Origin of the sequence: Polaromonas sp. JS666, assembly GCF_900103405.1 — a bacterium.
Lineage (GTDB): Bacteria > Pseudomonadota > Gammaproteobacteria > Burkholderiales > Burkholderiaceae_C > Polaromonas.
The window spans coordinates 1-13,825 of sequence record NZ_FNHX01000018.1 but is presented as its reverse complement, the minus strand read 5'-3'; the positions used below and the strand labels follow the sequence as shown (position 1 = coordinate 13,825).

The following is a 13,825-nucleotide window of genomic DNA, read 5'->3' as shown; positions in this document are numbered from 1 at the left end:
TGGCCTCAGGACCTGCGCCGCCGCGGCACCACCGTGAGCTGCATGACGTTTTTGGCCTGCACCGTGCCCACCGTGACCTGCTGCGGCGCGATGTCTATCAGCTGGTCGGCCTGCCAGACCTTCACCTGGGCCGTGCCCTCGGGCAGGTCCTCGAAGGTGGCAATGCCTTGGTCGCTGGTCTTGCCGGCCCAGGGCGATTCGCTGGCATAGATGTAGCCGCGCATGGAGCCGTGGATAAAACAGCCCAGCAAGGTTGCGCCCAGCGCGCCGGCCTTGTCCAGTGTGACTTCGCCGGATTTGGCGGGCTTGCCCTCGGTTTTGCCTTCCAGGCGCAGCTCGAAGCCGGCATTCGCCGCGTTGAACTGGCCCATGCCCGCCGGCGAGCTGCGCACATGGTGGTCCCAGGGGTCGTTGTTGACGAATTGCAGCTTCGCACCCACGGGCAGCACTGTCACCGCCGGGATGAACTGCATTTTTTCCTGGCTGATGGTGGCTTGCGGCGGCAGCGGGTTTTTCGGCCTGGCGTTTTTGTTGGCCGGCGTCGCCACCACCACTGCGTCCTGCACCGGCTTGCCCTCCTTGTCGAGCACCGACACCACCAGGGTGCCGGCCTGCGCCGCGGCACTCAGCATCAGTAGTGCGGCAAAGCTGATGGCGTGTAGACGTGCGTTCATGGTTTGGCCGCGCTTTCCGTGGGCGTGATGATGTCGCGGTTCATGGGCGCCAGCAGCGCCAGCATCTCATTCTGTTTGCGAAACGGAATGCCTTTGGCGTCCATGCTTTGCTGCAGCACCTCGACCAGCGCGTGGAAGTCGGATTTTTTGATGTCCAGGTTGGCGTGCGCGCTTTTCATGTCCGCGCCCTTGTAGACGCAGGGGCCGCCGCTCAACGCGCAAAGCTGCTCCACCAGCTGTTCCTTCACGCGCTGCTGGTTGGCCGGCTGGAAGTGCGGCCCTGTGCGCGGGTCGGCCAGCAGCCGCACCATGAAGTCGTCCATCAGCGCGACCAGGCCGGGCTTTTCGCCAAAGGCTTTGTAGAGCTGGTCGCCAGGGGCCGCGGTTTGCGCGAGCGAGGCGGCGGATGACAGCAGGCTGCCGGCTGCAAGCGCCAGGCAGATCAGGGTTTTGTTCATGACGTGTCCTTGGTGGAATGAGGGAGGGGAGTCTCAGAAAGCGACCTGGGCCGAGAGGTAATAACCGGTCTGCTTGCGGCTGCCGGTCGTGGCGGGCACGATCACGCCCAGGTCCACATAGGCCAGCGTCAGCGAGAGGTTTTTGCTGGGCGCCCAGGCGATGAAGATGTCTTTCCAGTCCTCCGAGCGCAGGCCGTTGCCCAGGCCCGCGGCGCGGCCCGCACCTTCAAGCTTGTTGCGCATGAAGCGGTACTCGGCGCCGACGGCGACGTTCTTGCTGAGCAGGTAGGCGACGGAAAACTCCGGCTGCAGGGTGTAGCGGTTTTCATTACCGCCCAAGGTCGCGCCGTAGCCCAGCAGGCCGTTCTGGTTGGCCTTGGTCGCGCGCAGCGTGCCGTTGAGCAACAGGCTCTGGCCCAGGAAAAGTTTGGTGGCGCTTACATACACATCCACGCCAGAGCGTTTGGCACCCAGCGCGGCCAGGGTGCCGTCCAGCCCGGTCGAGCCCAGCTTCTTGTACTGCACGCCCACCGCCACCTGCGGCATCAGCGTGTCGCTGTCGAGCACGGCATCACCCAGCACACGCCACTTGGCGCCCACGATGGTCTGCTTCAGGTGCAGCCCGGGCAGGCCCAGCGCCACACCGGTATCCCGGGTGTTGAAGTCCTGCCGCGCAATCGACAGCTCGTAGCGGTCATGGATGCCCAGCGCTGCGCCGTAGATGTTCAGGCCGTAGTCCGTGGTCCCGACATGGGTCAGATAGGCCGAGCCGCCCATCTCCCCCGCCGTGGCATTGCTGCCGATCACAGCCCAGGGCGTCAGGCCGCCGCCGGCCGCGCCTTCAATGCTGCTGACGCCGCCGGTCAGGAGGAGTTTGCCCGTGTCGGCGTGGGCGGCCGCGGCCATGAGCAGACCGGTGAGGAGGGGGTAAAAGGCTTTTTGCATGATGTGGGCTTGGGTTTGTTGGGTTTTGTTGAATACGGGCGGGGAGGTGGGGTGGATTCAGCTTTTTTCTGTTTTTTCCAACAGGGTGTTTTCTGCTGGCTTCTGCTGGCCGGGGTTGCCCGGCGGCAAGTAACTTTCTTTTGCTTCGCCAAAAGAAAGTCACCAAAGAAAAGGCGACCCGCAGTCTGGGTCCCCTACGCTTCGCTCCGGGGCAACCTGCGGTGCTCGAGCCAAGCGGGGTCTGGCTAAACTCGCTGCGTTTCACTCCGCTCAGACAACGCCAGCCCTGATCCGCTTGCCTCTGCGCTCCTCGGCCCAGCCAGGACGGGGCAATCGGGAGCGGGGACAGAAAACCAAGAAGACAAATACAAACAAGGACACGCCATGGCGTGTCCTTGTGGTTTTAGGTATTCGGTTTTCTGTTTTCGGCTGTTTGGTATTTCTGTCCCCACCCCTTGTGTATGCGCCGAGGAGCGCAGGTTCAGGCGGATAAGGGATCGCGATTGTCTGAGCGAAGCGCAGCGCAGCGAGTTCGAGCGAGACCCCGCCTGAACCGAGCACCGCAGGTTGCCCCGGAGCGAAGCGCAGGGGACGCAGACACCAGGGTCGCCTTTCTTTTGCTTACTTTTCTTTGGCGAAGCAAAGAAAAGTGAGTTGCCGCCGGGCAACCCCGGTCAGCAGCTCTCAGCAGAGAGGACAGGAAGATGAAGGTAGAGGGAGGAGGGGAGCGCGCCCCGCCGGAGCAAGACCCGGCAACCAGTCACCTGGGGAACACGCAGCCGCCCCCTCGACTGCTAGCATTCCGGCTATGAACCGCCGCAACTTCCTAGCCGCCACCACACTGGCTTTGACCGGAGACTTTGTAATGGCCGACCTCCCCAAAGTAGGCTCGCTCGATGACGCCCTGCGCTGGCTGGACACGCTGGACAAGGCGGCCGGCGTCAAAACCACCGGCCAGTGGCCCATGGTCTCGGTGCTGGAGCATATGGCGCAAAGCGTGGAAATGAGCCTGGACGGTTTTCCGCAGCCCAAAAGCGCTTTTTTCCAGAACACCGCCGGTGCAGCCGCGTTTGCATTTTTTAAATGGCGCGGGCAGATGAGCCACAGCCTCAGCGAGCCCATTCCCGGCGCGCCGGCCCTTCACCGCGAAGGCGACTGGCATCCCGCATCGGCCCGGCTGCGTGCCGCGATTGAGCGCTTCACGCGCCACCAGGGCCCGCTCAAGCCGCACTTTGCTTATGGCGCGCTCGGCAAGGCCGACTTCGCTATGGCCCATGCGTTTCACATTGCCAACCACCAGGATGAAATCGTGGTGGTGGCGCGCTGACCGGGGTCCTTGACGGGGGCTGAGATATCTTCGTTGGATTGAGGCATGCGGGCGGTTTACGCCCGCTTCGGGCCCAAAGCGCTGGCAGAATGCCTGTTATCCCATCGGCGACTGCAGGCCAACATGGGATCTTCAGTGCGGTCACTCCACCATTGACATCAACCTCTCTTTGCCGCGATGAACATCCAGGAAGCGCGCCCCTCAGATGCGCCAATGATTGCCTCCGTCCTGCAGGACGCTGCCCGCTGGCTCGCCGACGGCGGTAGGGCACTTTGGTCAGGAGCCGATATTGGCCACGAACGTGTCCTGCAGGACACAAGCGCAGGGCTCTTTCACGTCGCCCTTGACGGCGAGCAGGTGGTTGGCGTCATGAAGTTCGAGTTGGCGGATGCCTATTTTTGGCCCGAGATCCTGCCGGGCACCTCTGCCTTCATTCACAAGCTCGCCATTCGTCGAGCGTGGGCAAAGAAAGGGGTCTCGATTGAGCTCCTGACGTATGCCCGGGCTCGCGCCCAACAGCTCGGGCGCGCCTATCTTCGGCTGGACTGCGTCGCGGACCGGCAAGGGCTACGCAAGCTCTATGAGGACTTCGGCTTCACGCTGCACAGCGTCGTTCAGAAAGGGGCCACCTCATTTGCGCGGTACGAAATTCCGGCGGCTCAATAGCGACCACCTGCTTTAGGCCCTTGCGGCTTGAGCCAGGATGGCGGCATCCGGCCAGAAGCGGCCGTTCGAGTCTGCGCGCCGTTGCGCCATAATCGCGCCCTTCTTTCTTGCGGGACAAACATGCAACTGGAAATCGCGCAATCGACGCCAACGGCAAGCAGCATCGCCGCCCTTGTGCAGGCCCGCTATGGACTCGGCGAAGTCGTCGAGAGCGAGTTCCTGCGGCGAAGTTTCAATCAGGTCTATCGACTGGGATTTGCCAGCGGGCGGCGCGTTGTGGCGCGTCTCTGTGCCGAGCGGCCGCGGGGTGATCCCAACGCGTTGTTCGAGGCCGCCGCACTGGAGCATTGGGCCCACGTCGGCTGCCAGGTCTCTCGCTGCGTCACAACGGCGACCGGCGAAATAGCCATACAGGTGCCGCTGCCGGAAGGCACCCGGATGCTGATGCTCTTCGAATATCTGGATGGGGAGTTCACGGGTGAAGCGGCAGCTGACGTGCAGGCCTTTGCGCACGGATTGGCCGCCTTGCACCAAGGGGGCGAAAGCTACCAGGGGCCGGAGAGCGCCTATGTGCTTGGCCTGAACTACCTTCTCCTCAGGCCCCTGGAGGGACTGCTTCGTGCGCCGTCCATGACCGGCGAATTGCGTCCGCAATTCGAGAAGCTGGGCTTGCGGCTGCACGATGACATCCTGGCCATGGGTGAACTGAGCCGCGTGCTATGCCATGGTGACGCACACGGCCAGAACAACTTCGTCACGACCGACGCCGAAGGACAACGCCAGGCAATATTCTTCGATTTCGACGAGGCGGGCCCGGGCTACCTGGCGTATGAGCTTGCGGTCTACCCATGGAACCTCTACCCGCGCGTGCCTGACGGTGAGGTGAGCAGCAAGGTGAAAATGCAGTGGAAAAATTTCATCTCCGCCTACCGGGATAGACGCCCGGTCCCAGATGCCGACCTTGCCGCCATCGCACGCTTCATGGCGGTCCGGCAATTCTGGTTGCTGGGAGAGTACGCGGGACGCGTACCGGTTTGGGGTTCCCAAACCATGACGACTGGCCAACTCCACCGACAGGTCGAATTGCTACGCCAATGGGAGGCGTTGCAGTTGCCAACTTAAGGAAGTCAGAACAGTTGGTCGGTGGTGTTCGATTCCGCGTGCTCAGCTGCACCGGAAGGTTTTTTCTCATCGGCAAGCGGCACTTCGCCGGCGCGCGCCAGGGTGGATGCGCGCACGCCCAACAGGCGCAGCTTTTTCTCCAGCGGCACGCGCTTGAGGCACTGGCCGGCCAGGCGCCGGATCGTGGCGCCGTCATCGGTATAGCTGTCAGCGGTCTGGTCGCGCGTGGCGATCTTGAAGTCGTCGTAGCGCAGCTTGATGCCTATGGTTTTGGCGACATAACCCTTGCGCTGCAGGTCTTCGCCCAGCCGCAGGCACAGGTCGGTGAAGATGGCGCCCAGTTCGGCCTTGTTGCGCACCGCGTGCAGGTCGCGGTCGAAGGTGGTTTCGCGGCTCATGCTGACCGGCTCGCTTTCGGTCACCACCGGGCGGTCGTCGCGGCCCCAGGCGGCCTCGTGCATCCAGGCGCCCGTGGCCTTGCCGAAGTTGTCGACCAGCCAGCCCGGGTCCTGCGCAGCGAGTTCGCCGATCGTGTGGATGTGCAGCTTCGCGAGCTTCTCGCCGGCCTTGGGGCCTATGCCGTTGATTTTTCGCACATGCAGCGGCCAGATCTTTTCCTGCAGGTCCGATTCGTAAACGATGGATATCCCGTTGGGCTTGTTGAACTCGCTGGCCATCTTGGCCAGCAGCTTGTTGGGAGCCACGCCCACCGAGCAGGTGAGGCCGGTCTTTTCAAAAATTGCCTTCTGGATCAGCCGCGCCAGCACACGCCCGCCTTCGCGCTGGCCGCCGGGCACGTCGGTGAAGTCGATATACACCTCGTCCACGCCGCGGTCCTGCATCAGCGGCGCGATCTCGGTGATGGTGCTCTTGAAGAGCTGCGAGTACTTGCGGATTTCCGAAAAATCCACCGGCAGCACAATCGCCTGCGGGCAGAGTTTGGCGGCCTTCATCATGCCCATGGCCGAACCCACGCCGAACTGCCGTGCCGCATAGGTGGCCGTGGTGATCACGCCGCGGCCCACATAGTCCTTGAGCAGCGGAAAACTTTCCACCGGGATAAAACGCAGCGGACGCTCGCCCTGCGCGGCGCGCAGCTCCTCATCAACCTTGCGCCAACCACCGCCTATGACCACCGGCAGGCCCTTGAGCTGCGGGTAGCGCAGCAGCTCGACGGACGCAAAAAACGCGTCCATGTCGAGGTGGGCAATGCGGCGAATCTTGGCGGCGGGGGAAGGGGACGGGTCGCTCACCCGGCAAGCATAGCAATTCGGGCTAGCCGGCACCGCCGGCTCGACATGATTCGGCCCTATTTGGCCCGCGTAGCCCAGCGCAGGCAAATATTTCCGCTGTTATTTCCTTAGGGGACTTCTAAAATCCCGCCTTTGCCCAAAACAGCACAAGCGGCCATGAAGCGACCCAGCCTGCACCCCACAACAAGACCCCGAAAAAAAGCGATGAAACAATGGATCAAATGGGGCGTCGGTTTTGCCGGCGCCGTGGTGCTGCTGCTGGCCGGCACGGCCGTGGTCGGCAGCCAGATGGCCGGCAGCAAAAGCCAGCGGCAGGTCAAGGTGGCCGTGCAAGCCGTGGCCATTCCGGCCACGGCCCAGGCGCTGGAGCGCGGCGCCTACCTCTACAACTCGCGCGGCTGCGCCGACTGCCACGGCGCCAGCGGCGCGGGCCGCGAATTCATGAACGACGGCAAGGGCATGCGCCTGGCCGGCCCTAACATCACGCCCGGCGAAGGCAATGTGGTGGCGCGCTACACACCCGAAGACTGGGTGCGCACCGTGCGCCACGGCGTCAAGCCCGACGGCCGGCCGGTGTTTGTCATGCCCAGCGAAGACTACAACCGCCTGACCGACGAAGACCTGGGCGCCTTGGTCGCCTACGTCAAGGCCATGCCGCCCAAAATGGGCGGCGCCGCCATGCTGGACCTGCCCCTGCCGGTGCGCGTGCTTTATGCCTTTGATGTCATCAAGGATGCCGCGCAAAAAATCGACCACACGCTGCCGCCCGCCAAACCGATTGCGGAAGGCGTGACCCCCGCCCACGGCGCTTACGTCGCCAATATGTGCATAGGCTGCCACGGCGCGGGCCTGGCCGGCGGCAAGATCCCCGGCGGCCCGCCCGACTGGGCACCCGCCGCCAACCTGACACCGGGCGAGGGCAGCGCCATGCCGCGCTACAAGGACGCCGGCGCCTTTGTCGCCATGCTGCGCAGCGGCAAGCGCCCCGACGGCACAGCCATCAGCGTCATGCCCTTTGAGTCGCTGCGCGCGCTCAACGACGTCGATGCGCAGGCGCTGTATGCGTATCTGCAGACGGTGCCGGCCAGGCCTTTCGGGCAGAGGTAAAGCCGAGGGCGCTCTGGCATCATGGCTGGTATTGCCACCTCTTCTTGAAAGCCAACGCCATGCCCCAAGCCACCGGAACCTTTGAAGTCAAGCTAGCTCCGCAAGCGCTTGCGAATGCGGACGCCGGTCCGCTGATGGGACGCCTCACCATCAACAAGACCTTCAGCGGCGACCTGCAGGCCACCAGCCAGGGCGAGATGCTGAGCGCCGGCACGGCCGTCAAGGGCTCGGCCGGTTATGTCGCGATCGAGCGCGTGACGGGCACGCTGCACGGCAAAAGCGGCAGCTTTGTGCTGCAGCACAGCGGCACCATGAACCGCGGCGCGCCGCAGTTGACTGTCAGCGTGGTGCCCGATTCAGGGACCGATGAGCTCACGGGCCTGAGCGGCACGCTGGGCATACAGATTGCCGACGGCAGGCATTCGTATGTGATGGACTATGAGCTTGCACCGCAGGCTTGAGCACGCCGGATACACGCGAACAAAAAAATATTTTTTAGCCAGCCTGGGTTGCCTAGATGCGCACGTTGATGCGCAAATTATTTCTTCGTAACTTCGCGCATTCAACTACTGAGAAGGTACTCAATTCAGATTGAGATTGAATTGAAACCGCACTCGGCATGGCATAGGCCGGCGGGATTCTGCCAGAAGCCTGTGAAATTGATAAGCGTGAAATTTTCCAGGCGCAAGATTTCGTTGTCTCATACGCACACTCACGATTTGCCTCATGCAGATGAAGGGTGACAAGCGCCATACCCCTCACTAGACTGCGGGCTCATTTGCGTGCTCGCGCGCGATAAAAGCGACAAGAACAAATCAACGAGGGATTCCATGGGATGGTTTCGAGGGCTTGCGCCGAGTGGGGTGTGGGTGAGTCGACTGCGTTCGGGCGCGGCGGCAGGTTTGCAACACATCGGTTTCATCAACATGGCCTTTGGGCGCTGGCTCAGCGGCCTGGTCTTGCTGGCTTGCATGGCGCCGGCTCTGGCCGCGACGACAACCCCCAGCCCTCGCCTGGATTACTGCTGGACGGATGGGTATTCCCAAGGCAATTCCAATCCTGATCTATACGGCACCCCCTATTTGGCCGGCAATTGCTATTCAACGGTCAATGATTTTTATGACGCGATGGTGTCCACGATCCAGCAGCATTACGACGCGGCCTGGCCTCAAGGAAAAACCTGGCGATGCGATTTTGGCGCCTGCTATGGCATCACTTATGTGACCTTTTCAACCTTTTCCAAGCATGCGGGTGGCGCTTTGGCCGGCCAGGGCCAATACAACAACTGCCTGGAGCCCTCGAGCCCGGCAGCGACGAACAACACTGCCTATTGCGGCCTGAAGAGAACCGACACCACGACAGGATCGGATGGCAGCGTGCAGGTGTCGGATGTTAATGACGCTGATCTGCACACGTACGTCAAATTTTCCTGCCAGGACTCGCGCCTGATCAAGACCGGCCCCAACACCACCGCAGGGGTATGCGCCAATATCGTCGACGTCTATTCGGGGCTGCAGGACTGTCCTGCTTGCCAGGGCCGGCTCAGCGGCAGCGGCTCCATCACGCCCATGACGGGCGCCAAGACGGAAGTCGTGCCCACTGAAGTAAGCATAGGCGGCCAGCCGCTGTACCTCACTTATGACACCCTGCGCCAGATGACGGCAAAGGCCGATGGCTTGACGTCGGCCGCTCAGCTCAAGGACTTGCCCTCGTTTGGCCCCTTGTGGAGCAGCAGCTTCCACAAACGCCTGAACATCAAGGCGGGAAGCGCGGGCCTGGAGGCCTATCGAGGCAGCGGCCGGATCACCAGCTTTGGCCTGGCCGGCGGCGCTTATGTGGCCAATGCCGGCATCAATGACACCGTGACCGTCGCCGGTGGCGGTTACCACTTCTTTGATTCGGCTTCGGGTGTGCTCGAAACCTATAACAGCGCGGGCCAGCTCACTTCGTCGGTCGACAGGAAGGGCAATACCCTCACATACAGCTACAGCACGGCGGCAGGTGCCGCCGCGCCGGCGGCCGGCTACCTGACACAGGTGAGCGACAACATGGGCCGTGCCATCAGCTTCGGCTACACGCTGCCCGTGGGCGGGGTTGCCACCTCCGACGGCCTGATCTCCACCATCACGGCCCCTGACGGCCGCACCATCACGGCCGCCTACGATGGCGCGAAGAACCTGAGCAGCTTGACCTGGCAGGATGGCAAGACGCGTACCTTCCAGTATGAGAACACCGGCCTGCCCTGGGCCCTGACCGGCAAAACCGATGAGAACAATGTGCGCCTGGCCACCTGGGCCTACGACACGGCCGGCCGCGCCATCTCCAGCGACGGCGCCCTGGGCACGAACCACTACAGCGCCACCTATGCCACGCCGCCTCAAGCCGTGGTCACCGAAACCCTGGTGGGCAACACTTATTACCGCACCCATACCTGGCAGGCCCCCACGGGGCTGCAGGTGACAGATGCCACCGGAACAACATCAACGACCAATGTCGTGATGCCGAACGGCTATCCCGTGCTGGCCGGCATTAGCCAGCCTGCGGGCTCAGGCTCCCCGGCGACCAGCAATGCCTCGACTTACGATGCGCGTGGCAACCTGCTGTCGCATGACAACTTCCAGGGCGTGCGCAGCTGCTATGCCTATGACGGCAAGAACCAGGAAGTCACGCGTGTCGAGGGCCTGGCCAACACGGTGGATTGCGCCACGGTGCTGCCGACCACGGCCACCTTACCTGCCGGCGCGCGCAAATACACCACCACCTGGGACAACAACTGGCGCGTGCCCAAGCAGACGACCCAGGCGGGCTCGGTCACCACCCTGGTTTACCAGGGCCAGCCCGATCCCAAGAACGGCGGCGCGGCGGCCAGCTGCTCGCCCGCTGCCGCGCTGGCCAACGGCGTGCCCTTGAACCTGTTGTGCAAGTCGGTGGTCGAGATGGCGAGTGGCGCCTACTTTGACAACCCCTCGGCCGCCAGCAGCGATGCCCTGATCGACAAGGTGGTTTTGCTGCTGCACGGTGAAGACGGCAATGGCTCGCCCGTGCTTGCGGACAGCAGCACGTACCGGAAAAACCAAACCGGCCGGGCGGGTTCTGCCTCTGCCACCAGCGCGCACAGCAAATTCGGCGGAGGCTCCATCAACCTGGACAGCACGACCAGCGGGGGCGCTTTTGGCTTCGGCCCCGACAACACGCTCAAACTCACAGGGGACTTCACCATTGAGACGTTTGTGAAACTCAATGCGCCCATCAACTCGGACCGGATCATATTTGGCTGGGGTGGAGATACTTCGTCGGGAAACGCCAGCGGCCGTGTGGCCGTCGATTCAACCGGCAAGCTCAACGCTTACTGGGCCGAGAGCTATTGGGCCAATAACCGCTCCATCACAGGCCCTGTCATTACGGCTGGTGTGTGGCACCACGTGGCGCTGAGCCGAAGCAACGGCAACTGGATCATGCACCTGGACGGGGTTCAGGCGGGTGCCGTCGTGAACCATAACAACTCGGATGCTTTTTCTTACGGGCGCTTTGAGCTGGGGCGCCAGGTGTTCAACGGGGGCGGAAGCCTCAATGGCTACCTCGATGAGGTCAGGATCACGAATGGCGCGATCCGGTACTGGGGAAGCTTCACGCCTCCGACCCAGCAGTTTGGCGACCCCCTGGACCTGAACCCGGCGCAGCCCAAGGTGGCGGACACCCATTACGCGAAAAACATCTTGCTGCTGCATGCCGACGGCGCCCATGGCTCCAAGGTCGTTATAGACAGCAGCCCGCGGGCAGGTACGGGTACGCTTATCCGGAACGCGCAGATCAGCACCACGGAAAGCAAGTTTGGGGGATCGTCCATATACATCCCCGGATCGACCGACTACGGTGACCTCGGGATTGTTCCCGGCGATTATTCGCTTCCCGGGGACTTCACGGTGGAATTCTGGATGAAGCCTGCCAGTACCACGGCCAATACGATTGCAGTCCGGCTTGGCAACAACGCCGTGTATGACGACCTCTACTTTGGAAGCAATCGCCTTGTGCTGCAAAGTAGCAGCGGCCCAGCTTGCATATTTGGGGGGAATCTCGCTGGTTTGGCCAACACGTGGATTCATGTGGCCTATGTCAGGATTGGCGGCACCATTTATTCCTATATCAACGGCCAGGGCAATGGGAACTGCAATTGGACCGCGGCCGTCGGTAACGCCAACGGCATGATGTTCGGCTACAACAACACGTCCAATGCCGTCTACTACGACGACATCCGCATCACCAAGGGGCAGGCCCGCTACACCGGCACGTTTATTCCCTCGGCCTACCCCGCGCCCAACGTGGCAAGCGTGCCGGTGGATGCCTCCGTCGTCACCACCCAGTACACCTATGACGCTGCCGGCCGCGTGCTGACGGCCAAGGACACGCTGAACCGCACGACGACGTATGCCTATTACACGGCGGCCGCCTTCAGCGGCACCGCACCCAATGAAACCGGCCATGCCGCCGGCGACCTGCAGACCATCACCAACCCCGCCGGCCATGTCACCCAGTTCACGCTGTATGACAGAGCAGGGCGCGTGCGCCAGATGGTGGACCCCAAGGGCGTGGTGACCGACATGGTTTACACCCCACGCGGCTGGACCAGCAGCGTGACGGTGACACCGCCAGGTGGCACAGCACGGACCACGACTTACACCTACGACAACGCGGGCCAGCTGACGGGCGCGACCCTGCCCGACGGTACAAGCCTGGGCTACAGCTACGACGCTGCGCACCGCCTGACCGGCGTCACCGACGCCAAAGGCAACACCATCACCTACACCCTCGACAACGCCGGCAACAAGACAGGTGAACAGGTCAAGGATCCCTCGGGCAACCTGCAAAGAAATATCACCCGCGTTTACGACGCATTGAACCGGGTCCAGCAAATCACCGGAGCCAGCAATTGAAAAATCCAGCTCACTACATCCGCCGTCAAGGCATCACTTTTGCAAGCTGGCTTTGCGGCCTGGTCTTGCTGGCCTGCATGGCGCCGGCCTTGGCCGCGACGACGACGGCGAGTCCGCGCCTGGACTATTGCTGGAGCAACGGGGGCTCGGTGGGGAACAGTGCCGCCGAGGTCTATGGCGACTACCATCTGGACGGCAACTGCTTCGCGACGGTCAATGATTTCTACGACGCGATGGTGTCGACCATCAATACCTACTACAGCGCAGCTTACCCGTCTGGAAGAGCCGGTCGCTGCGATTTCGGCTCGTGCTACGACGCCACCTTTGTCACCTACTCCACGTTTGCCAAACAGGCTTATAACGACTTGTCCGGCCAAGGCCAGTACAACAACTGCGTCGAGCCTTCAAGCCCGGCGGCGGTCAACAACAATGCCTATTGCGGACTGAAGAGAACGGACACCACCACCTGGAGCTGCAACGTCGCTTCCTGCCAGGGCTGGGATGGCGTCGTGCAAGTCACCGAAAACAAGGATATGGGCTTGCATGCCTACGTGGCCTATTCCTGCCAGGATTCGCGTCTCATCAAAACCGGCGTCAACAAGACTGCCGGTGCCTGCGCCAACATCATCGACGTCTATTCAGGGCTGCAGGACTGCCCGGTTTGCCAGGGCCGGCTCAGCGGCAGTGGCTCCATCACACCCATGACGGGTGCCAAGCAGGAAGTTGTGCCCACCGAGGTGAGCATAGGCGGGCAGCCGCTGTACATCACCTACGACACGACGCGCCAGATAGTGGCCAAGGCCGACGGCTTGACCTCGGCCGCCCAGCTCAAGGACTTGCCCTCGTTTGGCCCCTTGTGGTCCAGCAGCTTCCATAAGCGCCTGAACGTCAAGGTGGGTGGCGCGGGCATAGAGGCCTACCGCGGCACCGGCCGCATCACCAGCTTTGGCCTGGGCACGGGCGGCAGCGGCTATGCGGCCAATGCCGGCATCAATGACACCGTGACCGCCGCCGGCGGTGGCTACCGCTTCCTTGATTCAGCATCCGGTGTGCTGGAAACGTATAACAGCGCGGGCCAGCTGACCTCCTCCGCCGACAAGAAGGGCAATACCCTCACCTACAGCTACAGCACGGCGGCGGGTGCCGGTGTGCCGGCCGCCGGCTATTTGACGCAGGTGACGGACAACATGGGCCGTGCCATCAGCTTTGGCTACACGCTGCCCGTGGGCGGAAGCGCCACTTCGGATGGCCTGATCTCCACCATCACCGCGCCCGACGGCCGCACCATCACGGCTGCCTACGATGGCGCGAAGAACCTGAGCAGCTTGACCTGGCAGGACGG

The 13,825-nt window shown here is 62.7% G+C and carries 10 protein-coding genes and 1 pseudogene; 7 read left to right on the top strand and 4 right to left on the bottom strand.

Going from position 1 to position 13,825, the window contains the following annotated elements; all coding sequences use genetic code 11:
- Positions 1-5: 5 nt before the first annotated feature.
- The 3 genes from BLQ85_RS23270 to BLQ85_RS23260 are packed head-to-tail and all read right to left on the bottom strand — an operon-like array spanning position 6 to position 2,077.
- Positions 6-674, bottom strand: coding sequence for a cupredoxin domain-containing protein (locus tag BLQ85_RS23270; RefSeq protein WP_074580349.1), 669 nt, complete (start codon positions 672-674; stop codon positions 6-8).
- Positions 671-1,132, bottom strand: a complete 462-nt coding sequence (locus tag BLQ85_RS23265; protein ID WP_074580348.1) for a group I truncated hemoglobin — start codon at positions 1,130-1,132, stop codon at positions 671-673. The genes BLQ85_RS23270 and BLQ85_RS23265 overlap by 4 nt, the downstream gene beginning before the upstream one ends.
- Positions 1,133-1,165: 33 nt before the next feature.
- On the bottom strand, positions 1,166-2,077 hold the full coding sequence (locus BLQ85_RS23260) for a DUF3034 family protein (protein WP_074580347.1): 912 nt from the start codon (positions 2,075-2,077) through the stop codon (positions 1,166-1,168).
- 865 nt (positions 2,078-2,942) lie between these two features.
- Between BLQ85_RS23260 and BLQ85_RS23255 the strand changes: the two genes are divergently transcribed.
- The 3 genes from BLQ85_RS23255 (at position 2,943) to BLQ85_RS23245 (ending at position 5,192) form a co-directional block, all read left to right on the top strand.
- Positions 2,943-3,404, top strand: coding sequence for a DUF1569 domain-containing protein (locus BLQ85_RS23255; protein ID WP_254806509.1), 462 nt, complete (start codon positions 2,943-2,945; stop codon positions 3,402-3,404).
- Between the two features lie 177 nt (positions 3,405-3,581).
- Complete coding sequence (locus BLQ85_RS23250) at positions 3,582-4,070, top strand: GNAT family N-acetyltransferase (RefSeq protein WP_074580345.1); 489 nt, start codon at positions 3,582-3,584, stop codon at positions 4,068-4,070.
- A gap of 120 nt (positions 4,071-4,190) precedes the next feature.
- On the top strand, positions 4,191-5,192 hold the full coding sequence (locus BLQ85_RS23245; RefSeq protein WP_074580344.1) for a phosphotransferase enzyme family protein: 1,002 nt from the start codon (positions 4,191-4,193) through the stop codon (positions 5,190-5,192).
- 5 nt (positions 5,193-5,197) lie between these two features.
- On the opposite strand, the gene BLQ85_RS23240 is transcribed toward BLQ85_RS23245, so the two are convergent.
- Positions 5,198-6,388, bottom strand: coding sequence for a Y-family DNA polymerase (locus tag BLQ85_RS23240; protein WP_254806511.1), 1,191 nt, complete (start codon positions 6,386-6,388; stop codon positions 5,198-5,200).
- A 261-nt stretch (positions 6,389-6,649) separates the two neighbouring features.
- Between BLQ85_RS23240 and BLQ85_RS23235 the strand changes: the two genes are divergently transcribed.
- The 4 genes and pseudogenes from BLQ85_RS23235 to BLQ85_RS23220 form a co-directional block, all read left to right on the top strand.
- Complete coding sequence (locus tag BLQ85_RS23235) at positions 6,650-7,552, top strand: c-type cytochrome (protein WP_074580342.1); 903 nt, start codon at positions 6,650-6,652, stop codon at positions 7,550-7,552.
- 59 nt (positions 7,553-7,611) lie between these two features.
- Positions 7,612-8,013, top strand: coding sequence for a DUF3224 domain-containing protein (locus BLQ85_RS23230; protein WP_074580375.1), 402 nt, complete (start codon positions 7,612-7,614; stop codon positions 8,011-8,013).
- A 441-nt stretch (positions 8,014-8,454) separates the two neighbouring features.
- Entirely contained in the window at positions 8,455-12,483 is a 4,029-nt protein-coding gene (locus BLQ85_RS23225; RefSeq protein ID WP_175456185.1) for a LamG-like jellyroll fold domain-containing protein, read from the top strand.
- A pseudogene (locus BLQ85_RS23220) lies at positions 12,480-13,825 on the top strand (hypothetical protein); the annotation flags it as partial. The gene BLQ85_RS23225 and the pseudogene BLQ85_RS23220, both read left to right, overlap by 4 nt.